The 21,701-nt window shown below is 61.3% G+C and carries 16 protein-coding genes; 3 read left to right on the top strand and 13 right to left on the bottom strand.

Annotation, left to right across the window (positions count from 1 at the left end; genetic code table 11):
• Positions 1-9: 9 nt before the first annotated feature.
• A complete protein-coding gene (locus tag HMPREF2971_RS09110) occupies positions 10-666 on the bottom strand; it encodes a LysM peptidoglycan-binding domain-containing protein (RefSeq protein ID WP_049361758.1) in 657 nt (218 codons plus the stop codon).
• Positions 667-1,465: 799 nt separating this feature from the next.
• Between HMPREF2971_RS09110 and lexA the strand changes: the two genes are divergently transcribed.
• Positions 1,466-2,140: a transcriptional repressor LexA gene (gene lexA, locus HMPREF2971_RS06850; protein WP_005507880.1), complete on the top strand. Its 675-nt coding sequence runs from the start codon at positions 1,466-1,468 to the stop codon at positions 2,138-2,140.
• Positions 2,141-2,386: 246 nt separating this feature from the next.
• Here lexA and HMPREF2971_RS06845 read toward each other — a convergent pair whose 3' ends face one another.
• Complete coding sequence (locus HMPREF2971_RS06845) at positions 2,387-4,459, bottom strand: ATP-dependent DNA helicase (protein WP_070692059.1); 2,073 nt, start codon at positions 4,457-4,459, stop codon at positions 2,387-2,389.
• A gap of 6 nt (positions 4,460-4,465) precedes the next feature.
• A complete protein-coding gene (hflX, locus tag HMPREF2971_RS06840; protein WP_070692057.1) occupies positions 4,466-6,178 on the bottom strand; it encodes a GTPase HflX in 1,713 nt (570 codons plus the stop codon).
• A gap of 142 nt (positions 6,179-6,320) precedes the next feature.
• Between hflX and HMPREF2971_RS06835 the strand changes: the two genes are divergently transcribed.
• Positions 6,321-6,944, top strand: a complete 624-nt coding sequence (locus HMPREF2971_RS06835) for a class I SAM-dependent methyltransferase (protein WP_070692055.1) — start codon at positions 6,321-6,323, stop codon at positions 6,942-6,944.
• Between the two features lie 126 nt (positions 6,945-7,070).
• On the opposite strand, the gene dapF is transcribed toward HMPREF2971_RS06835, so the two are convergent.
• The 3 genes from dapF to miaB form a co-directional block, all read right to left on the bottom strand.
• Positions 7,071-8,006, bottom strand: a complete 936-nt coding sequence (gene dapF / locus HMPREF2971_RS06830; protein WP_070692053.1) for a diaminopimelate epimerase — start codon at positions 8,004-8,006, stop codon at positions 7,071-7,073.
• Between the two features lie 96 nt (positions 8,007-8,102).
• Positions 8,103-9,023: a tRNA (adenosine(37)-N6)-dimethylallyltransferase MiaA gene (miaA, locus tag HMPREF2971_RS06825; RefSeq protein WP_070692051.1), complete on the bottom strand. Its 921-nt coding sequence runs from the start codon at positions 9,021-9,023 to the stop codon at positions 8,103-8,105.
• Between the two features lie 84 nt (positions 9,024-9,107).
• The gene (miaB, locus tag HMPREF2971_RS06820; RefSeq protein ID WP_070692049.1) at positions 9,108-10,622 is read right to left on the bottom strand and encodes a tRNA (N6-isopentenyl adenosine(37)-C2)-methylthiotransferase MiaB; all 1,515 of its coding nucleotides are present in this window, start codon (positions 10,620-10,622) and stop codon (positions 9,108-9,110) included.
• Positions 10,623-10,657: 35 nt separating this feature from the next.
• On the opposite strand from miaB, the gene HMPREF2971_RS06815 reads away from it, so the two are divergent.
• Positions 10,658-12,043, top strand: coding sequence for a hemin ABC transporter substrate-binding protein (locus tag HMPREF2971_RS06815; protein ID WP_070692047.1), 1,386 nt, complete (start codon positions 10,658-10,660; stop codon positions 12,041-12,043).
• Positions 12,044-12,219: 176 nt separating this feature from the next.
• On the opposite strand, the gene HMPREF2971_RS06810 is transcribed toward HMPREF2971_RS06815, so the two are convergent.
• From HMPREF2971_RS06810 to HMPREF2971_RS06780, 7 genes are all read right to left on the bottom strand, one after another.
• A complete protein-coding gene (locus HMPREF2971_RS06810; RefSeq protein WP_070692045.1) occupies positions 12,220-14,130 on the bottom strand; it encodes a regulatory protein RecX in 1,911 nt (636 codons plus the stop codon).
• Between the two features lie 210 nt (positions 14,131-14,340).
• Positions 14,341-15,444, bottom strand: coding sequence for a recombinase RecA (gene recA, locus HMPREF2971_RS06805; protein ID WP_070643892.1), 1,104 nt, complete (start codon positions 15,442-15,444; stop codon positions 14,341-14,343).
• A gap of 401 nt (positions 15,445-15,845) precedes the next feature.
• Positions 15,846-16,067 carry a DUF3046 domain-containing protein gene (locus tag HMPREF2971_RS06800; protein WP_070643888.1) on the bottom strand — a complete coding sequence of 74 codons (222 nt, stop codon included), beginning with the start codon at positions 16,065-16,067 and terminating at the stop codon, positions 15,846-15,848.
• A 157-nt stretch (positions 16,068-16,224) separates the two neighbouring features.
• Positions 16,225-16,632: a helix-turn-helix domain-containing protein gene (locus HMPREF2971_RS06795; RefSeq protein ID WP_070633927.1), complete on the bottom strand. Its 408-nt coding sequence runs from the start codon at positions 16,630-16,632 to the stop codon at positions 16,225-16,227.
• A gap of 238 nt (positions 16,633-16,870) precedes the next feature.
• On the bottom strand, positions 16,871-17,461 hold the full coding sequence (locus HMPREF2971_RS06790) for a CinA family protein (RefSeq protein ID WP_070633926.1): 591 nt from the start codon (positions 17,459-17,461) through the stop codon (positions 16,871-16,873).
• 99 nt (positions 17,462-17,560) lie between these two features.
• Positions 17,561-18,208, bottom strand: a complete 648-nt coding sequence (gene pgsA, locus HMPREF2971_RS06785; RefSeq protein ID WP_049356045.1) for a CDP-diacylglycerol--glycerol-3-phosphate 3-phosphatidyltransferase — start codon at positions 18,206-18,208, stop codon at positions 17,561-17,563.
• Between the two features lie 200 nt (positions 18,209-18,408).
• Positions 18,409-21,573, bottom strand: a complete 3,165-nt coding sequence (locus HMPREF2971_RS06780; RefSeq protein WP_070692043.1) for an FtsK/SpoIIIE family DNA translocase — start codon at positions 21,571-21,573, stop codon at positions 18,409-18,411.
• Positions 21,574-21,701: the final 128 nt, after the last annotated feature.

Here is a 21,701-nt window from a genome sequence, read left to right as displayed (position 1 = left end):
TGTCCATGCTTAGCGCTGAGTCTGAGGAATTTCCAGACGCTGACCGGCATCAACAGAGGTGCTGGTCAACGAGTTCAACTCCATAATACGAACCACAGTATCACGGGTGTCACCCTGCGGATCCACCGCCTGAGCAATATCCCACAGGGTCTCGCCATGCTTGACCACAACGACGGTTCGAGTCACCGAAGCGTTCTCCACAGAAGCAGAAGCCGCCGGGCCAAAGAAGCTAATAGCACCGAGCACAATCAGCGCCGCCAAAGTCAGCAGAGGCAGCCCCTTCAGGAAACCGCGCACAGTACCAAGACGACGAATAGAAGCGGGAACCGCGCGCAGAAACTCGCCGCCCTTAGCCAGAAGAACACTCTTCACGCTAGGGGTCTGCGCATCAGAAGCAGTCTGCGCGCCAGAAGCTACAGAGCGAACCGGTGCCTGAATAGAGCCAGCAGGGGCAGAAGCGGCGGGAACACGAGTAGGCTGACCCACCTGAGCGGGGCGAGGCGCATGAGCCGCACGAGAAGAGCGAACAGACTGCGAAGACGCAGGCACACGAGAACGCCCCTGCACGGTGCTGGCGGACGCAGTGCGGGCGGGGTGAAGTACCACCAAACCTGCCGGAAGGTGTGCAGAAGTGTCACGAGAAGCAAGAGGTGTTGCAGTAGTCATTGTGGTTCCTTTCTCTTAGCTCGCCCCGGGGTTACCCCGCGGGTCTAGCAATGCCGAGCGATACCCGCTCGGAGGTCCTAGTTGAGTGATAACTATGGAGTGGTGATTGTTAGGCGATAACTATTGGGTAGTTATTCTCTAGTTAGGTCAGAGCGCCGGATGCACCGGGTTGCGCTGGGTCGCCCCAACACCCCATCCCCTGCGCTCTCTCTTCGCCGGATACTCCCTAGAGCATCCGGGGTAGATCGTGCGAAGAGAGAGGCAGAGGATTCGAATACATTCGAACACTCCTTCACTCGCCCCTCCTGGAAGACTCCGGGTCGAATCTTCGAATATTTTTCGAACATTCACCCGTAAATCCTGAATTTCAGGAGAGATTCAAGAGTATATACGAACTCTTGTTCTAAAGTCTAGCAGAGATGTACTAAAAATTTCTTCGAGTTTCGAAGAAAAAATCTAGAATATTTGTTTGAGTTTTTCGGTGTAGTGTTCTACACTGGTGTCAAGAGACGTTCCACACGCTCCTGATGAGTCCTACTCACAGCAGGTTTCTGTACCCGTTACAGCTTGGTTCTGTATCTAAATGCAGGTGCTGCTGACTGAGTTTTATAGGGCGGAGGCGCATACTCGTTGCCCGCGTATCGCTCCGGCACGGATAGAATTCCTCCACCCCCTGACGAGATAAGACCAATTTCAGCAGAACCAAAAAAATTTTTAGGACACCATCGGAAAACGTGTGAAGCACCCATCCGTGCCCCGACCGGGATACAAGGTCGGAGTACAGACCGAAGGAAAAGAAATGGCAACAGCACCCCGTCCGGCGCTGACCGCGCGCCAGCAGAAGATTCTTGACGCGATCCGCACCGAGATTGAACAAAAGGGTTACCCGCCGTCCATGCGCCAGATTGGTGACATGGTGGGTCTTGCGTCCCTGTCTTCGGTCACTCACCAGCTCGGCCGTCTCGAGACCATGGGCTACATTCGCCGCGACCCCAAGCTCCCCCGCGCCATTGAGGTGCTGGATGAGAACGGCGTCGGCATCCACGGTAGCGCTTCCTCTTCCCTGCCCGAGCTGCCGAACTTCGAAGTCGGCGATGAGGACCTCGTACCCGTTCCCCTGGTTGGACGAATTGCAGCGGGCGGCCCCATTACCGCCGAGCAGTCCGTGGAGGATGTGCTTGCCCTGCCCCGCCAGCTGGTCGGTAGCGGCAAGCTCTTCATGCTCAAGGTCAAGGGCGATTCCATGATTGACGCAGCAATCTGCGATGGCGACTGGGTGGTTGTCCGAGAGCAGCACACCGCAGACAACGGCGATATCGTTGCTGCTCTGCTCGACGATGAAGCAACCGTAAAGGTGTTCCGTCAGGTTGACGGCCACACCTGGCTCATGCCGCGCAACTCTAACTACGAGCCGATTATGGGTGACCGCGCAACCGTTATGGGTAAGGTCGTCTCCGTGCTGCGTAGTCTCTAGAAGATACAAGTCTCTAAAAGTTGCAGTCTCTAGAAGACGCGGGCTCTCAACAGCACAGCTTCTAAAAGAAGCTGGTTCTAAACAGCACGGCTTCTAACAGACATAACCGTTAGGGCTCTTAGCTCTCTATAGAAATCACCCCGGTGATACGTAAACGTTCACGTATCACCGGGGTGATTTCTATATGTCTAAATTTATATGCCCAAAACGGGGCGGCGGCGCGGCAAGGAATGGATCTCGCCCGAGCTAACGCTCAATACTCGCCGAAAGACGAGCCAGCGCACCAATCACGGCTGCCTTATTCTGCGTCGACCACATCGGCGGCATCGCCTTCATCAAGAAACCGCCGTAACGTTTAGTCGCCACACGAGAATCCAGTACAGCCACCACGCCGCGGTCAGACACCGAACGAATCAGGCGGCCCGCGCCCTGCGCCATACGAATCGCCGCATGGTGAGCAGAAACCGCCATAAAGCCGTTACCGCGGTGACGGTTCACCGCCTCCGTACGAGCCTGCGCAATCGGGTCGTCCGGGCGGGGGAACGGAATGCGGTCCATCACCACCAGGCGGCAAGAGTCACCCGGAACATCCACGCCCTGCCATAGGCTCATCGTTCCGAACAGGCATGAGTCAACGTCCTCGCTGAACTCCTCCACCAGAGCCTTGAGCGAAGACTCACCCTGCAGAAGAATGTTCAGGTCGCTATGCTCACGCATGTACTCGGCGGCACGCTCAGCGGCACGCTTCGAGGAGAACAGGCCCAGGGCGCCGCCCTCCGACGCCTCGCACAGCTCACGCAGACGCTCCAGCTGACCCTCGTGCACACCAAATCCCGGAGGCTTCAAATCTCCGGCAACGTACATGATGCCCTGCTTGCGGTAGTCGAAAGGTGAACCCACATCGATACTCGTCCAGCGCGGCGCACCCTCCCCTTGCAGTCCCAGGGCAGCGGCTGCAACATCAAAAGAGTCACCCACCGTCAGGGTCGCACTCGTCAAAATCACGGTGCGGTCAGCGAACAGGCCGTCACGCAACTGCAGGCCAACGCTCAACGGAGCGATATTCAGGGTCGCCGGGTCGGTATCGGAAGCAGCCACGTAGCGGCCGTTCTCCCAACCGCCCTGACGAGAAATCCACAGAACGTCCTGCTCGCCCGAAGCCTCCAGAATGCGGCTGCTCATATCGTGCACCTCAGAGACACGCGAGCGCGCCATCTGCAGGCCGGCGTCAACGTCCTGACCGTCCGGCTTCGTATCGGACAGGGCGGTGCGGGCGGCATCATTGACCGCAGAAATAGCGGTCAAAAGGCGACCGTCCAGGCCCTTCAGCAGGCCCTCGGCAAGACCCTCGAACGCGGTCTCCAGGGTGCCGGCAGCCATTTCCAGTGCGCCGGAATCAGCCTTCGAATGCTTCTTCACGCTACGCGCCGCACGGCGAACCATCGCAACCGTCAAAGAACCAGACACGGCACCTGTCACGCGGTCCACCAGCTCATGAGCCTCATCAATAATGACCGTCTCGTGCTCGGGCAGAACCTTCATGCCCTCGAAAGCGTTAATCGCCAGCAGGGCGTGGTTCGTGATGACAATGTCAGCCTCAGCGGCACGGCTACGCGCCATCTCGCTAAAGCACTCTTCCACCAGCGGGCAGCGGCGGCCCAGACACTCGGCGGCGCTCACCGATACCTGAGCCCAGGCGCGGTCAGAGACGCCGGGCTTCAGCTCGTCACGGTCGCCGGTCTCCGTGCGGTCGGCCCACTCGCGCAGGCGCACCACTTCCTCACCCACGCGGGAGGTCGAAGAAGGCATGTCAAAGAGAGCATCCGGCTCGTCTTCCGGGTAGCCGCCCTCCAGCTTGTGCAGGCAGAGGTAGTTATTACGGCCCTTGAGCAGAGCCACCTGCGCCTGCGACTCCGGGCGCGGCTCCAGCGCTTGTAGAAGACGCGGAATATCGCGGTTCACGATCTGCGCCTGCAGGGCAAGAGTCGCCGTCGCAACCACAATCGGCTGGTCCGACTCCCCCACCCGCGCCAGGGCAGGCACCAGGTAGCCCAGGGACTTACCGGTACCGGTACCCGCCTGGACCAGCAGGTGACGCTGCAGTTCAAGAGCCTGCGCCACATGCGCCACCATGGTGCGCTGACCGGCACGATTCTGACCGCCAGTGGCGGCAACCGCCTCATCCAGCAGGGTCAGGGCATCCTTCGAACCGGGCAGGGTCTCAAGCTCCTGCCCGGTGAATCGGGTGCCGTCGGTCGCCGATCCGGGCACAGTTCCCGGGGCGTTTTTGGGCGCGTTGATGCTCTCGGTCACGCTCATCCGCCCTTAGAGAGCCTCGGAGGTAGAGGACTGCTCGGAAACAGAAGCGGTCGCTTCAGCCAGGGCGTGCGCCTCCGCAAGTTCCTCTTCCAGAACCTCCAGCAGGTCGCCCTCCAGCACATACTCGGACAGTTCGGAGGCGACATCCTCACGGACCAGAGCCACCACGAATGTGCCGTCCGATACGAAATCGGTGCTCTTAATTTCGGCGTCCCACTCGTGCAGGCGCGAAATAATCTCACCGTGCGAGTACGGAATCAGCAGCTTCACCTCAATGGAGGGACGCGGAATGGTGTCCGCAATCTTCTGCTTCAGCTCCTCAATACCCTCACCGGTACGCGCCGAAACGATCACGTGCTCCGGCTCGCGCTGGCGCATACGCTCCAGCACGAACGGGTCGGCGGCATCCGCCTTATTCAGCACAATAATCTCAGGGATATGGCGGGCGTCGACCTCCGCGATGACCTCGCGGACAGCACGAATCTGCCCCTCCGGGTCCGGGTGCGAAGCATCCACCACGTGCAGGATGACGTCAGCGTCAGCGACCTCTTCCAGGGTGGATCGGAACGCCTCGACCAGCTGGGTCGGCAGCGAACGCACGAAACCCACAGTGTCGGAGAGGGTATAGCCGATACCGTCCGGGGTCTGAGCCTTACGGACGGTCGGGTCCAGGGTTGCGAACAGGGCGTTCTCCACGAGCACGCCGGCATCGGTCAGGCGGTTCAGCAGGGAGGACTTACCCGCGTTCGTGTACCCGGCAATAGCCACCGAAGGCACGCGGTTACGGCGGCGGTTCAGACGCTTCGTCTCACGCGCCGGCGCCATCGCAGCGATCTCACGCTTAAGCTTCGCCATGCGAGCGCGCAGGCGGCGGCGGTCCATCTCAATCTTGGTTTCACCGGGACCACGCGAACCGATACCCTCACCGGCTGCGGCGCGGCCACCCGCCTGACGAGACAGGGACGCACCCCAACCACGCAGACGCGGCAGCATGTACTCCAGCTGAGCCAGCTCAACCTGCGCCTTACCCTCGCGGGACTTAGCGTGCTGAGCGAAAATGTCGAGAATCAGGGCGGTGCGGTCAATGACCTTGACCTTCACGATGTCTTCGAGGGCACGACGCTGCGAGGGAGCCAGTTCGGAGTCGACAATGACGGTGTCGGCGCCGGTCGCCTCGACAATGTCCTTGAGTTCCAGCGCCTTACCGGAGCCGAGGAAGGTGCCGGGGTCCGGCTTGAGGCGGCGCTGAACCAGGCCGTCCAGAACCTCGGAACCTGCGGTTTCAGCCAGTGCCGCGAGCTCACGCAGGGAGTTCTCTGCGTCCTCTACGGTGCCTTCAGTCCACAGACCAGCCAGCACCACGCGTTCCAGGCGCAGCTGGCGGTACTCGACTTCGGTGACGTCTTCAAGTTCGGTTGAGAGGTTCGCGGTACGGCGCAGTGCGCGGCGCTCAGCGAGATCTTCCTGGTCACCGTCATATTCGGAGTGTTCGCGCTGAACGTCAGAAATTTCGCGCGCGCGAGTATCCAGCACACGGCGGCTATTGTTGCCGTGGGTGCTGGAAGAGTTATCGCTGTGATGCGCGGTACCGGCGGCGTCATACGTCGTGACGGAGGCGGCCGCCTGGGAGCGGCCCAGAACGCGGTCTACGGTGCGGCGCAGCTGCTCATCGCTGGGCAGCTTTTCGGTATCAGATACGGGGGTGTTCTTAGAATTCATACGATTCTAATTCTACCGCCGTTGCCCGCATCGGGTAGGGGGTTCGGTCGCCTGTGCGCTCAGGGCGTGCAAGCTATTGCCCCACCCGCGCATACTCTGCCCGTGTGCGGCGGGTTCTTGCCCTACCGGTACACTGGATAGCATGAGCGAGCAGCATTATTTCTCTGAAACCCCCGAGACCGAGTTCAAGCCCCGCCCCGTGCAGGTGGAGCTTGCCGGTCGCAAGGTCACTGTCACTACAGCCAACGGCATTTTCAGCCCCTCCGGCATTGATAAGGGCACCGCTATTTTGCTGCAGGAAGCACCCGACCCGCAGGGCGAACGCATGCTCGACATCGGCTGCGGTTGGGGCCCCATTACCCTGACCCTGGCGATGCTCGCACCGGACGCGCAGGTGCACGCGGTGGACGTGAACTCCCGCTCCATTAGCCTGACCGAACGCAACGCCGCCGCTCTCGGCCTGTCCAACGTCACCGGGGGAACCCCCGAATCGGTTGACCCCGAACTGCGTTTTGACACCATCTGGTCGAACCCGCCGATTCGCGTGGGCAAGGAGGTTCTGCACGAGATCCTGCTGACCTGGCTGCCGCGTCTGGCGCCCGGCGGTGACGCCTACCTGGTGGTTCAGAAGAACCTGGGCTCCGATTCACTACAGAAGTGGATGGACGCGCAGCTTGAGGAGCTGCACCCCGGCGAGTTTGAGGTGTCGCGCTATACGACTTCGAAGGGCTTCCGTATTCTGCAGGTGCACCGCTACGAGGACTAAAGCCCCTGGCGCTGATTCCTCTGGCGCTCATTGCTAAAAACGTAAAAGCGGCGGGTGTTTTCTGAACGTGTTATCAGAAAACACCCGCCGCTTTTCTCTATAAAATCTCTGTTCTAAAACAGCACGTTATCGCAGCACGACGGTTGCAACCATCTGCGCCGGACCAGCCAGAACAACATGCTCCAGGTCATCCGGGCCCAGCACGAAAGTCACCGCGAGGGTACCGCCGGGCACATGCACCAGCCACTCATCCGGTGCTTCCTCGCCGCCCCAGAAACGGGTCGCAGCAGCAGCCGCACACGCGCCGGTACCGCAGGACAGAGTCTCGCCCACGCCACGTTCGTGCACGCGCATACGGATAGCGCCCACATGCGCGCCGCTCTCAACGTCCAGGTCGACCGGCACCACAAACTCAACGTTCGTACCGTTGACCGGGGCGGGGCTCACCTGAGGCAGGCTGTGCAGGTCCAGGCCGTCCAGCTTACCGTCAGAGCCGAGCATCACCACGGTGTGCGGGTTACCCATCGAAATGGACAGGCCAGCACGCGGAGTCTTCAGGCCGCGAGCAGACACCAGGCAGTCCTCGCCACCCTCGCGGGCAGCGTCACCGTGAATGAAGCTCCACGGACCCATATCAATCGCGTAGCCCTCTTCGGTACGCGCCACAGTCTTCACGCCGGCACGGGTACCAATCTTGACGGTCTCGCCCACCTCAAGCTCAATCAGGCCCTCAGTGCGCAGGTACTCCACGAACGCGCGCACACCGTTGCCGCACATTTCAGCGATAGAGCCGTCACCGTTGCGGTAGTCCATGAACCAGACAGCGTCCGGGTGCTCCTCGAGCAGCTTCTGGCCCGCGCGGGAGGCGGTGCTGCGGGTAGCACGAATGAAGCCGTCCGCACCAATGCCGAAGTGTCGGTCGCAGGCGCGGGCTACCAGCTCGGGGGTGAGGGCAATTTCTGCGTTCTCGTCCGTCAGAAAGATGAAGTCGTTACCGGTGCCGTGACCCTTGGTGAGGGTCAGGCCTGCCAGCTCGCCCCAGATGGAAGGGTTCTCGCTCATATGCTGTCCTTAAGGTTGGTGACCTGTCCGTTTATGATTTTACCGCGCCGACCGGTTCGAAGGGGTATCGGTTCGGCGACGGCTCGTTATTGTGGCTTATCGGGTGCTTTCGCAGATGATGGCTTCCGCCTCATCTGCAAGGGTGGGTGAGAGCGCATCCAGCCAGTGCACGCGCGGATCCGCGCGGAACCAGGTCAGCTGGCGGCGCGCAAACTGGCGGGTCGCAATGGTCGTATCCTCAATCGCCTGCTCCACGCTATAGTCTTCATCTTCAAGTACGCGAGCAAACTGCGCGTAACCAATCGCGCGGGAGGCGGTCTTACCCTCCTGCAAACCCTGCTCGTTCAGGGTGCGCACCTCGTCCAGCAGGCCGCGCTCGTGCATCAGCTCCACGCGGCGGTGCAGACGCTCGTGCAGCAGGGCACGATCCATATCCAGACCAATCTGAATACTCTCGGTCACGTACTCGCGCACCGGCATGAACGCCGAGAACGGGCGACCCGTCACCTCGAACACCTCCAGGGCGCGAATGATGCGGCGCTCATCCTTCACACGCGCCGCCGACTCCGGGTCCACCTCCGCCAGGCGGGCATGCAGAGCACCGATACCCTCGGTACGTGCCTGCTCCTCCAGACGCTCACGCACCCGCGCATCCGTGCCGGGGAACTCCAGCCTATCCAGGGCGGCACGCACATACAGACCCGAACCGCCCACCAAAATCGGGTAGCGGCCACGGCCGCGAATCTGCTCAATCAGCTCACGGCTACGCTCCTGAAACTCCGCCACGGACGCCTCATCCCGCACATCCATAATGTCGAGCAGGTGGTGCGGAACACCGTGCATCTCCTCCGCGGTGACCTTCGCGGTACCAATATCCATACCCCGGTAGAACTGCATAGAATCAGCGTTAATGCACTCACCATTCAGGCGCAGAGCCAGCTCAATGGCGAGCGCGCTCTTACCGGTGCCGGTCGGGCCCACAATAGCGATAACGGGCAGAGTTTCGGAGATAGTCATGCGCCCCATTCTACCGGTTCCCCCACCCCCACTTGCGGTGAGGATGAGGACCCGAAGAACAGGGCGCATGATTCGATATAGGTTTTAGGGGCGCAGACCGATGGTCGGCATGCCCAGACCCACCGGCGCACCGGGCACCTGGGTGGTGCCGGTACCGCAAGAGTCAGCCTGGGAGCGGTCCCACGCGTCACCGGCGCGGGTGCGGCGCAGCTGGTACTGCTCGGCGGTCGGGTCAGAAATCAGGTGGAAGGAACCAGCCTCGGTAATCGGCACGGTCACCATGTCGCCGGGGCGCGGAGTCTCGCAACCTTCGGGCACGGAGAAGTGCACGAGGCGCTGGTCCGGGCCGCGGCCCGAGAGGCGGTGAGTCTGCTCAGCCTTACGACCTGCCTCGGCAACGACCATCAGCTCAACGGTCTTACCGAGCTGCTTGCGGTTCTCTTCGCCGGCGATGCGGTCCTGCAGGGCAATCAGACGCTCGTAGCGTTCCTGCACGACCTCCTTCGGGATCTGGTTCTCCATGGTCGCCGCGGGGGTGCCGGGGCGGATTGAGTACTGGAAGGTGAACGCGGAGGAGAAACGAGCCTGCTCCACAACCTTCAGGGTGTCCTGGAAGTCCTCTTCAGTCTCGCCGGGGAAGCCCACAATGATGTCGGTGGTAATCACGGCGTTCGGGATGCGCTCGCGCACCTTGTCCAGAATGTTCAGGAACTTCTTGGAACGGTAGGAGCGGCGCATGTCCTTGAGCACCTTGTCGGAGCCGGACTGCAGCGGCATGTGCAGCACGGGCATGACGTTCGGGGTTTCCGCCATCGCGTCAATCACGTCGTCGGTGAACATTGCCGGGTGCGGGGAGGTGAAGCGTACACGCTCCAGGCCCTCAATCTCGCCGCAGGCGCGCAGCAGCTTAGAGAACGCCTGACGGTCGCCGAACTCCACGCCGTAGGAGTTCACGTTCTGACCGAGCAGGGTCACCTCAATGGCGCCATCATCAACCAGCGCCTGAACCTCAGCGAGAATGTCGCCGGGGCGGCGGTCCTTCTCCTTACCGCGCAGGGACGGCACGATGCAGAAGGTGCAGGTGTTGTTACAGCCAACGGAGATGGACACCCAGCCGGAGTACACGTGATCGCGCTTAGTGGGCAGGGTGGAGGGGAAAACTTCGAGGGATTCGAGCAGTTCTGCCTGCGCCTCGTGGTTGTGGCGGGCACGCTCCAGTAGCGCCGGCAGGGAACCAATGTTGTGGGTACCGAACACGACGTCAACCCAGGGCGCCTTCTCGATGATGGCGTCCTGGTCTTTCTGCGCCAGGCAGCCGCCCACGGCGATCTGCATGCCCTTGTGGGCGCGCTTGACCGGCGCGAGCTGGCCGAGGTGACCGTACAGGCGGTTGGAAGCATTTTCGCGAACCGCGCAGGTGTTGAACACGACCAGGTCGGGCTGGGTGCCTTCCTCAGCGCGAACGTAGCCGTTAGCCTCCAGCAGGCCGGACATTCGTTCGGAGTCGTGCACGTTCATCTGGCAGCCGAAAGTGCGCACTTCGTAGGTGCGGGGGCTGGTTTCGGGGGTCTGGGCGGAATCGCTGAGGGTCGAAGTCATGCCCTATAGGGTATCCGATGGGGGATAATGGCTCTATGCAGGTTTCCCTTAGTAGTAACTTTCCGGCTCTGTCACCGAACGATTCTTCCGCTCCCGCCCCTGACGGGGAGCTTCTGAGCGCCCTCATTGAGGAGGCAATCACCGCCTACTCCCCCGTGCCGCCTCAGGCGAGCGCCGATTCTGCCTCGATGCGTCAGAACCTGATGCAGCTGCTCTGCTGGGCGCATTCCCTGGAGCAGGTGGCTGGGCGCACGGTTGAGCGCGTGCAGATTCTGGGTACCGGTATGCGTTCCGTTGTGGTGCGTGTGGCGTATGAGCCTGCGGCCGAGTCTGCCCAGTCTTTCGAGTCTGCACAGTCTTTGCCGACCTCGATTATTGTGAAGCGTTACCGCCGTAAGGATTCGACGGTGAACGCGGGCGGTTTCGGGTACCTGCGTGAGCGCTACGGTTTGGAAGCGCTGAACCAGCAGGTTCCGGGTCTGTTCCCGCAGCTTTACGGTGCGGATGCTGAACTGCGCGTGCTGGCACTGGAGGATGTGAGCGACGGAACCGTGGAGGGCGAGCAGTATTCGGTCGCCCACGCCCTGCTGGAGGGCACCGAGGAGCAGGCGCTGGATGCGCTGAACTACTACATTGAGGCGTACCGTTCCCTTGCCGCCAGCGGCATTATGGGTGAGGCGGTCGAGGATTACCGCCTGAACCTGGCGCGTGCCGACCGCAAGGCGCAGTTCCCGGGTGCTATCGCCTCGCCGGGACTGGCTGAGCGCGGCTTGAAGAAGCTGTACGGTGTGGCTGATGAGGCGCGCGCACCCGAGCAGGGTGCTGACTCTAGCCCCGTCTCTGCCTCCGCTGAGCATGAGGATGCGCCCGTTCTTCCCGCCGCAGTTGAGGAGCTGTCCTTCCGCTTCCGCCGTGTTCTGCAGCCCTTCTTCACCAAGCGCCCGCCCGTGCCCGAGCAGTTCAAGCTCAACCGTGGACGTGTCTATATGCTCTCGTCGGGCGATTTTTCGCCGCAGAACGTGCTGATTGGTTCAGCGGACGGCGCGCAGGTGCGCATGGTCGATGCGGAGGGCACCTGCCTGCACCACCGAGGCTTCCCCTTCGTTGAGGCGATGCTGGGATTCCCCTCCTCGCCGGAGTACCCGCGCTACCGTGTGGACCGCAAAAAGGCGCTACCGGCGCTGTACTCTGCCCTCTTTGAGGACGCCCCGCTGGATGAGCACCTGGCGGAGGATTTGGCGGTGTGCACGGCGGTGACCGTGTGCGCCCTGTTGGAGCTGTACTTTTCTTCGGCACGTTCCGATCTGTTGCCTCGTATTCGCCGTGAGGGTGCGCAGCTGATGCGCTTGCTGTTGGAGATCGCCGGTTCTCAGGATGCAACCCTCGCCGAGTTCGCGAACCGTCTGGGGGCCGTTGAATAAGCAGCAGAGTAAACAGCGGATATAGCCTTCGACAAGGCTTTTTATAAGGATCAAAAACGTAAAGGGTGAGCCCGCCACAGAGTGTGTCTGTAGCGGGCTCACCCTTTATAGTGCCTATTTTCTCGGTCACCCCGGCATGGGTCTATCCGTGCGTGCGGAATGTATTACTTCGCTCTCTACCAGAGCTCGTCCTCTGCACCGTAGGCGGCGAGTTCCTCACGAATCACCGACATCGACACCGAGGAGGAGTACCCGCGGCGAGCCAGCATCCCCAGCAGTCGGCGAGTCACCCTATCCTTTTCAGCGCGGTCGCTCAGATCCATGCCGGGGCGCAGCTTCTTACGCACCAGATCGGCGGCGTCCTCACGTTCCTGCTCGTCGGTGCGCTGAGCCAGGGCATTCTCCGCCTCTTCACCGCGCACCCCGCGTTCAGCGAGCTCACGGCGCAGCGCGGCGCGGGAGAGCTTCTTGGTGCGGCTCTTCTGCGCCACAAAGCTTTGGGCGTATTCGGCGTCGTCAATGAGTTTTGCCGCCTCGAACTTATCGAGCAGCGGCTCAATGAGCTCCGCATCGAAGCCTTCTGCCTGCAGCTTCTTCCGCAGCTGACCTCGGGTTTTTGCCGAGTACGCCAGCTGGTTGTACACGATGGTTTTAGCGCGTGTGTAGGGGCCTGTTTCTTCCGCGGCTCGGGCGGCACGCACCTTCTGCTTCCAGGAAGGCACGTTACTTTCCGGTTGTGAGGAAGCATGTCCCATCTGAGAGCCGCCCGGTTGGGAGCCGCGTGCTCGAGAACCGCCCTTTGGGGATCCAGCCGAAGCGGCACGGCGCTTTCCGGTACCAACGCCCTGCGCCTCCTCCTCGGCAATACCGCGGATGAGTGCTTCTTCGGCGGGGGTGAGTTCTTCGTTCAAACTACTTCCCTCCCTAAATAGGTTGCTCCCCGAGCCGCGGCCCGCAGGACTCTTGCGGGTTTCCTCGTCGTCACTTCGAGCCCCAAAGGCGGGCGCGTAGGGCGAACGGCTCCGCATTTTCTCTTGCTGCACCGCGCTCATGCGGCGGAACCCACGCTTGTAGTCGGTGTTCTTGGAGGCACGCGAAGATTTGCGTTTCTTCTGCTTATCCCGCTGAGCGGCTTGCCTCTCGATCTCTTCCTTCTCTTCGGCAGTGAGCCCCGATCCGATGGAGGCGGCACCCGCTCGACTCATGCGCCCCGCCGCCATAGGGCGCGGCTCGGCACCGCCGGGGGTGAAGGCACGAGCGGGCGCTTCGTCAATGGAGACGGCGGGCAGGTTCGGGTCAACGAGCAGGCTGCGGCGCGGTGATTTACCGTCTTCCTCAGAGCTGCCACCTTCAGAGTTGGCGGGCACAGCCTGCAGGGGTAACTCGGGTACGCGGAACTCACCGGCGTAGTCGCCGCCGTTATCCCGAGCAATGCTTTCTTCGATAAAGCCGTGTGCGGCGGGGTGCCAGTCCGGGAACTCCTCAGTGGCTACCTGCTCTGCGACCTTGTTCCGCGCCCACTTTTTGGGTGCAGCCTTTTCGGTCTGCCGCGCTTTCTGCGCAGGCTTTTGGGGAGAGGCTTTTGCGGGCGCGGGCTTCTCCGCTTCTGCGGGTGCCGCTTCGTCTGAGGGCACCCACCCCGCGTACTCTGCTTCAGGGTAGGGAGGCTCGTCCAGATACGGGGGCTCTTCCGAATACGGTGGTTCGTCCTCGTACGGGGGCTCTTCAAGACTCGGAGGCATCTCCGGGTACGACGGTTCTACCGCCTGCGGCACAGCGGGCACGGGCTCCAGAACAGCAGAGGTAGACTGCGGCACCTCCCAGTTGAGGGTGGGCTCCGCCAGGGCGGCGGGCGCCTCAAAATTGAGCGCCTCGAAGCCGCCAACTTCAACCGGCGGGGCAGCGGGCTCAAACGAACCAGGAGTTTCAAAGGAAATAGACGCTGAGAATACAGCGTCACCAAGAGCCGAGGAACCGAAGTGCGGTTCGGTCGCATCCAGCGCCGCAAAACCGGCGTCGCCGTCACGCGCGCTGTTTTGCGCATGCTCTTCATGACCGTGCTGTTCCGTTATGCGCTGCTCCGTCATGTTCAGTTCCTCCTCTCCCCTGTGTTGGCTCGCTTGATGACCCGTGCGCCGGGCTATACGGCGCTCCCCCATTGTAACGAGGCGTTGTCCCGGCACCCGCTGGTACTTCATGTAACGCGCTCCCGTTAACGACAGATTGCCGTGCACCGTGCGGAATGCACAGCACACGGCAATCAGTCGTGGCGTTAGCAAGAAGCTACGCGGGCCGGATTAGAACTCCTCAGCCAGCTCGTCCAGCGGGTCGTTGCCCTCGGACTCAGCGGCTGCCTGCTCGTCAGCTTCTTCCTCAATGATGCCCAGCTTCACCAGAACCTTGTACTGCAGTTCCTCGGTGAGCTCGGGGTTGTCCTTGAGCAGCTTACGAACGTTCTCGCGGCCCTGGCCCAGCTGCTCACCGTCGTAGGTGAACCATGCGCCGGACTTCTTGACGATGTCGTTCTCCACCGCCAGGTCAAGGATGCCGCCCTCAACGGAGATGCCCTCACCGTAGAGGATGTCGAACTCAGCCTGCTTGAAGGGCGGAGCCATCTTGTTCTTCACGACCTTGGCGCGGGTGCGGTTACCGATCGGGTTAGCGCCGTCCTTGAGGGTCTCAATGCGGCGGATGTCGATACGGACCGAAGCGTAGAACTTCAGCGCCTTACCACCGGTGGTGGTTTCGGGGGAGCCGAAGAAGACACCAATCTTCTCACGCAGCTGGTTGATGAAGATTGCGGTGGTGCCGGTTGCGGAGAGGCGACCGGTAATCTTACGCAGAGCCTGGCTCATGAGGCGAGCCTGCAGACCCACGTGGGAGTCACCCATGTCGCCTTCAATTTCGGCGCGGGGTACCAGCGCGGCAACGGAGTCGACGACCACGATATCAACGGCGCCGGAACCAACCAGCATGTCCATGATTTCCAGTGCCTGCTCACCGGTGTCGGGCTGAGAGACCAGCAGCTGGTCGATGTCCACGCCCAGCTTTGCCGCGTAGATCGGGTCCAGTGCGTGCTCGGCGTCGATGAACGCTGCCACGCCGCCTGCCTTCTGAACGTTCGCTACCGCGTGCAGTGCGACGGTAGTCTTACCGGAGGACTCGGGACCGTAAATCTCGATGACGCGACCGCGGGGCAGACCGCCAATGCCCAGAGCTGCATCCAGAGCGATAGCGCCGGTGGAGATAACCTCGGTCTTGGTGGTTTCCTTATCACCCAGGCGCATGACTGCACCCTTGCCGTAGTTCTTGTCGATCTGTGCCATCACGGCTTCAAGTGCCTTGGCGCGGCCCTCTTCGGGAACGCGAGCTACGCTCTGAGACTTGGTGTTCTTAGCCACGGTAGTACCTCGTTCTTTGTGTTGTCAGTGGTTGACGGGAGTAATGTTTCTTCGGAATCGGTGGGACTCGTAATCGAGACCTTGAAGGTTTTGGCCTACCGGTTCCTTCTGAGACTACTCTAGGGTCACAGCCTGACAGGATAAGGCCATTTTTTAAAATCTGTGGAAAACTTTGAAGATTTTTCCGAAAAATTCCTGATGTGGAAAAGTCTAGCACGAGTCGAACAAAATTACGACCCAGTTTCGAATGAATCGGATAGGGTTTCGGCATATATTTTCGAAAAACCCCGGAATCCCGGCTAATTATTCGAAAATACCGCCCGCACGAGCGCTCATACTCGAACAAACGGCAGGGCTCGAACAAACCCGACGCACGCGCCAGAAAACTCCAGCCCCGCTACTTAACGCAGCGGATCCTTATCCGGACCCAAACGGCGCTCCTGCGGAATCTCCTGCTCCTCGCAGATCGCAAGCCACACATCCTTCGGGTTAACCCCCTGGTCCAGCGCCTCCGCAGCGGTCACATGCCCCAGAGAGCCCAGCACCAAGTCCCGCGCCAGCACCGGCGCATACCCGGCACCGAACTCATACTCCATGCATGCCCAAAATTCGCTCAGCTTCACAAGCACTCCTTACGCTTCACCGCTAGTTCGCTTCATAATTCGTCACATCACCCCAGAACTAGTCCAGAGTAAACCCAAGAATAAGCGATGCCGCACATCCACCTTACGGGGATGCACGGCATCGCTTCACGTTTAGCGCGGCATGTGCCGCCTCGCATTACTTCGAGAGAACGTAGTAATCGCTCTTGTACTGCTCAGACATCTCAGCCGGAACAGTATCCGGAATCTGAACGCCCTCGAGAACCGCCATACGGTCGGCAACCTCACGCAGCATCTGGGACATCGGAATATCCAGAGCCTGGCAAATCCACGCCAGCAATTCGGAGGAAGCTTCCTTCTGACCGCGCTCAACTTCGCTCAGGTAACCGAGGGAAACACGGGCACGCTGGGAAACCTCACGCAGGGTGCGGCCCTGACGCTGACGAACATCGCGAAGAACCTCACCGATTGCCTGTCGCAGGGGAACAACCTTAGCTTCCTCAACGACCGGGGCGACCTGTCGGGGGGTCTCCTCGATTTCCTTCCACTTAGTAATGCCATTAATCGATACGCGCTGCTTAGCCATGAGCTTCTATATCACTTTCCTGAGTAGGTATTCCCGACCTGCGGGACTGTACAGAGTTAAGCCTAACTGATTTTTGAGGCGCGAGCTAGGAGCCTCGCCATTTTCGTCCTCTTCTTACGGCTTGTATCTATTCAAACAGGCGAACCTATGCCTTTATTCCTGCGGAGCTGAGAGAACCCTGTGAATATATTTGAACCGTAAAACTTTTTCTCAGATAGGTACCGTACAGCCCTGCACGCTACGCCAGCTCGTCCTTCAGAACCCCACCGGCACCGCCACGCACCGCACGCGCCAGCAGAGCAATCGCATCCGCGCTCGCCGCCGCACGAATCTGCGCGCGATCCCCCGAATAGTGGCGCTCAAACACCTCAGAACCACCCGGGGAACACACGCCAATATAGACCGTGCCCACCGGCTGCCCATCCGCAGGATCGGGACCGGCAACACCCGTGGTCGACACCGCATAATCGGCACCGCACACACGCGCCGCACCGACCGCCATCTGCACCGCCACCGCAGGATGCACCGCACCCTCACGCGCCAGCAGCTGAGCATCCACTCCCAGCACCTGCGCCTTCACCTCGTAGGCGTAGGAAATCACGCCGCCACGGTAATACGCGGATGCGCCCGGCACCGTACAAATCGTGCCGCCAACATCCCCGCCGGTCAGCGACTCAGCCGTCGCCACCTGCACCGGGCCTTCCTGGGAGGCACGCAACCGCACCGCATCACGCAGCAGCAGCGCCGCCGCCTCCGGGGTGCCGGAGAAAACCTCAGCGGAGGAAAGCCCAGCGGACAGAGCATCTTCAAGTACGAGGGGAACCATCATTCTCTCCTTTCAGCGGCGCACCGCCGCCCGAACCTTACGCGGTACACACCGCACCGCAGGTACAGCGAAGGGGAGCAGCACACGCCACTCCCCTCGCCTCTAGTTACCGCCGCCCTGGGAGGCCTGAGCCTGCAACCAGTTACGACGCAAAATATACGCATCACGCACATACACCAGACCGGTCCACACGGTAATCGCGGTGACCGCGCCCATCAGAACCCAACCCGGAATCAGCCAACCGATACCCAGCTGCCCCAGCGGCAGAAGCATCAGCACCAGCGCCACCGTCTGCAGCACGGTCTTAATCTTGCCGCCCTTACTAGCGGCCATCACACCGTACTTAATAACGAACAGACGCATGATCGTAATGCCCCACTCGCGCAACAGAATCACAATCGTGACCCACCACCACAGCTCACCCAGCGCCGACAGCACAATGAACGCCGCGCCAGTGAGGAACTTATCGGCAATCGGGTCAGCAATCTTACCGAAGCTCGTAATCAAGTTACGCGAGCGCGCCAGGTAGCCGTCCGCCCAGTCCGTGAGCATGGCAAGAATGAAAATAATCCACGCGAGCCAGCGGTGCGTCGGATCAGCGGCACCAAAGGTACCGCCCGCGACTAGGGCAACGATGAAGAAAGGAACCGCAATAATACGCAGAACCGTCAACACATTCGGCACGTTCCAGTTCGAAGGCTTCGCTGTGCTGACCGCACCGGCGGGTGCGGAATTGCGAGCTTCACTCATATCGGCTCCTTACGGGTAGATGGCTTTCGACGGTGAGAGACCGCATACGCACCGACACCTAATCGTATCGGGGGTACGCAAACACCCCGTACCGTCCATTATACGTGTGCCGTAGCAGACATCACGGGGACGATACGGGGTGTATGTCGCGCACTCACTCAGCCGAGTGGACTCAGCCGAATGGATAGGGCGCTGAAAGGCTAGCGGCCGGTCAGCTGCCAGGCGTCCTCCGAGCCCTCATCATCGGGCTCATCGAAATAGTCGGTGACCGGCTCGCCCGGGTCCACCGCGTTCGCGTACGGGTCGACAGCCGGAGGCTCCTCACCGCGAATACGAGCCAGGGTCGCCTGCAGGTCATCCGGGCGGATGAGTACCTCACGTGCCTTCGAGCCCTCCGAGGGGCCCACCACACCCTGCGACTCCAGCAGGTCCATGATGCGGCCAGCCTTCGCGAAGCCCATGCGCAGCTTACGCTGCAGCATCGAGGTCGAACCGAACTGGGTCGTAATCACAATCTCCGCCGCCTGCAGCAGATCGTCGAGGTCATCGCCGATTTCCTCATCAATCTGCTTCTTCGCGGCAGAGACCATCACGTCCTCACGGTAGATGGTCGGCGCCTGCTTCTTCACGTGCTCAACCACGGCGTGAATCTCAGACTCAGACACCCACGCACCCTGAACACGCATCGGCTTCGAGGCACCCATCGGCAGGAAGAGCGCGTCACCCTGACCAATCAGCTTCTCAGCGCCGGGCTGGTCCAGCACCACGCGAGAGTCAGTGACCGAGGAAGTCGCAAACGCCATACGAGACGGAACGTTCGCCTTAATCAGACCGGTCACCACGTCCACCGACGGACGCTGGGTCGCTAGCACCAGGTGAATACCCGCCGCACGCGCCAGCTGCGTAATACGAACAATCGCCTCTTCCACGTCACGCGGGGCGACCATCATCAGGTCGGCGAGCTCGTCAACAATCACCAGCAGGTACGGGTACTCGTGCACCGTGCGCTTGCTACCGGGATCGGGCTGAATCTTACCCTCACGCACCGCCTTGTTGAAGTCGTCCACGTGCTTATAGCCGTAATGGGCGAGGTCATCATAGCGGGCGTCCATCTCACGAACCACCCACTGAAGAGCCTCAGCAGCCTTCTTCGGGTTCGTGATGATGGGCGTAATCAGGTGCGGAATCCCCTCATAAGCGGTGAGCTCCACGCGCTTGGGGTCGACCATCACCAGACGCACCTGGTCGGGGGTTGCGCGCATCAGAATCGAGGTAATCATCGAGTTCACGAACGACGACTTACCGGCACCGGTCGCACCGGCGACCAGCATGTGCGGCATCTTCGCGAGGTTCGCCAGCACAAAGCCGCCCTCAACGTCCTTACCCACACCCATGACCATCGGGTGGTGGTTCGCGTGAGCCTGCGGGGAACGCAGCACATCACCCAGGGCAACGGTCTCACGGTCCGTATTCGGAATCTCAATACCAATCGCGGACTTACCCGGAATCGGGGACAGAATACGAACATCCGGGCTCGCCACAGCGTACGCAATGTTCTTGCTCAACGCCGTCACACGCTCAACCTTCGTGGCGGGACCCAGCTCAATCTCATAGCGGGTCACGGTCGGGCCGCGCGAGAAGCCGGTGACCTGCGCATCCACCTTGAACTGCTCCAGCACATTCGTCAGAGCCTCAACCACGTGCTCGTTGACCTCGGAAGATTCCTTGGCGGGAGGACCAGCAACCAGTATCTCCTCCGAGGGCAGCACATAGGTGCCGCGGGAGGACTGCACAACCTGCTCGCCGCGCGCCTGCTCGGTGGTCGCCACCTGAGTGTTGTTCTGCAGCGGGCGGGATGCACCAGCCTCGGGCGCTCGCGAAGCCGCGGGAGCCGCGTTCTTCGGGTGCGCACCCGGCGAGTGCATGCGGGTCGGAATCGGCGGCTGCGCCGCTGGTGCGGCAGACTGTGCAGAGTTCACCACCTGGTGCGGCTTAGTCTGCGGTGCAGCTTCCTCAGAAGCGCCGAAGCCGTCATATGCCTCAACGTCAAAGAGGGGCTCCTCGCCAGGAATACGGTTCACGCGGCCGTTCGCCACGGCGGCACGCTGCACCTGATCCAGGCGGGCTGCGGGTGCATCCGACGCCTCAACGTCGAAGAGGTCAGGGCTGCTCGAATAAGCACCGTTCTGTGCAGAAGTACCCTGGGCGGACGTACCCTGCGCGGCCGGTGCCTGGTTGAGGCGACCGGGCAGACGGGACAGACGGTTCGGCTTAGCCGCCGGGCGCGTCTGCTGAGCGGATCCCTGCGCAGAATCCTGTGCAGAGTCCGCCGGCTGTACCGGCATCTGCGTGGTCTCCGGGTGAGTCTCATCCACCACGGCACTCACGAATGCTTCATCACCGGCGTACTCGTCCAGGGAAGAATCGGTCGAGGCAGCGGGAGCAATGCCCAACCAACCGCGCAGACGAGAGAACAGGCCGCCAGACTTCGGAGCCGTACGCGCCGGCTTCTCATCCTCGTACAGGTAGCTACGGTCGTGCTCCTCAGCGTTCAGATCCACGGTCTGAGTCGCATCCGAAGGGCTATCCTTCGCGGAGGTTCGAGTCGTGCCGTTAGGCTTCTCACCCAAAGCCAAACCGACCAGGTGCAGGGTACGCGGCACCACCTGACGAATCGGAGTGTTCGTCAGAACCATCAGACCGGCAATACCCAGTAGCAGGTGAATCAGAATCTCAACGAACGCAATACCCCCGCTCAAACGCACAATGGGGGTGCCCAGCAGCACGCCAGCCACGCCACCACCAGCCCAGACGGCGTCAAAACCATCCGCGAACGTCGGGTGACCCGCATGGCGTGCAAAGAACAGGGATGCCGCCACCAGGATGATGAAGGAGCCCAACGCCACGCGGTTATTACGTTTAATCAGGTCGGGTCCACGGAAAACGCACCACGCCATGATGAAGCAGAGCACCGGAATCAGCAGGGCGCCCTGACCGAAAATACCGCCCAGCATCGTGTGCCAGGCGTCCAGGGGCGCACGCAACAAACCAAGGGAGGTGTGGGCACGCCAGTTGTACCACTCCACCCCGGCGCTAATCAGGCCGAACAGCAGGATGGTGAGCGCGCCACCGTCACGGCGGTCTTCGGGCGCAAGGTCGGTGCGCACCGCGCCAATGGAGCGGAACAGCCCACCGATAGCGTGAGCGATGCTCAGCCAGACGGAGGAGATAGCGCCCGCTACAGGGTTCGCCGCGTTGGCACCGCGCTGGGCACCGCCTCGGGAGGTGGTGCGCTTGCGGGTGGTCTTCTTAGTGTTTGCTTTAGTAGAGGTCGTGTTACGACCCTTCGTGGTCCGTGGAGCCATACCTTTTAGGGTATCAACCTTCCCGTTAATGTACCGATTCTTTCGTTATCAGTGAGCGTAAAACTGCGCCTATTCTGGCGCCCCGCCCGGCGTCTATGACAGCGCTGACGAGGCACTTCTCCCCCGCT

Source organism: Rothia sp. HMSC066G07 (assembly GCF_001814485.1).
Classification (GTDB): Bacteria; Actinomycetota; Actinomycetes; order Actinomycetales; family Micrococcaceae; genus Rothia.
This window is presented reverse-complemented; position numbering and strand designations above follow the sequence as displayed.

What these genes read in the sequence shown, in the direction of transcription:
- HMPREF2971_RS06810 (WP_070692045.1), bottom strand. Translation starts at nt 14,130, where the DNA reads ATGACGGAGCAGCGCATAACGGAACAGCACGGTCATGAAGAGCATGCG.
- hflX (WP_070692057.1), bottom strand. Translation starts at nt 6,178, where the DNA reads ATGAATTCTAAGAACACCCCCGTATCTGATACCGAAAAGCTGCCCAGC.
- HMPREF2971_RS06790 (WP_070633926.1), bottom strand. Translation starts at nt 17,461, where the DNA reads ATGATGGTTCCCCTCGTACTTGAAGATGCTCTGTCCGCTGGGCTTTCC.
- HMPREF2971_RS09110 (WP_049361758.1), bottom strand. Translation starts at nt 666, where the DNA reads ATGACTACTGCAACACCTCTTGCTTCTCGTGACACTTCTGCACACCTT.
- HMPREF2971_RS06795 (WP_070633927.1), bottom strand. Translation starts at nt 16,632, where the DNA reads ATGGCTAAGCAGCGCGTATCGATTAATGGCATTACTAAGTGGAAGGAA.
- lexA (WP_005507880.1), top strand. Translation starts at nt 1,466, where the DNA reads ATGGCAACAGCACCCCGTCCGGCGCTGACCGCGCGCCAGCAGAAGATT.
- miaB (WP_070692049.1), bottom strand. Translation starts at nt 10,622, where the DNA reads ATGACTTCGACCCTCAGCGATTCCGCCCAGACCCCCGAAACCAGCCCC.
- dapF (WP_070692053.1), bottom strand. Translation starts at nt 8,006, where the DNA reads ATGAGCGAGAACCCTTCCATCTGGGGCGAGCTGGCAGGCCTGACCCTC.
- HMPREF2971_RS06780 (WP_070692043.1), bottom strand. Translation starts at nt 21,573, where the DNA reads ATGGCTCCACGGACCACGAAGGGTCGTAACACGACCTCTACTAAAGCA.
- HMPREF2971_RS06815 (WP_070692047.1), top strand. Translation starts at nt 10,658, where the DNA reads ATGCAGGTTTCCCTTAGTAGTAACTTTCCGGCTCTGTCACCGAACGAT.
- HMPREF2971_RS06845 (WP_070692059.1), bottom strand. Translation starts at nt 4,459, where the DNA reads ATGAGCGTGACCGAGAGCATCAACGCGCCCAAAAACGCCCCGGGAACT.
- pgsA (WP_049356045.1), bottom strand. Translation starts at nt 18,208, where the DNA reads ATGAGTGAAGCTCGCAATTCCGCACCCGCCGGTGCGGTCAGCACAGCG.
- miaA (WP_070692051.1), bottom strand. Translation starts at nt 9,023, where the DNA reads ATGACTATCTCCGAAACTCTGCCCGTTATCGCTATTGTGGGCCCGACC.
- HMPREF2971_RS06835 (WP_070692055.1), top strand. Translation starts at nt 6,321, where the DNA reads ATGAGCGAGCAGCATTATTTCTCTGAAACCCCCGAGACCGAGTTCAAG.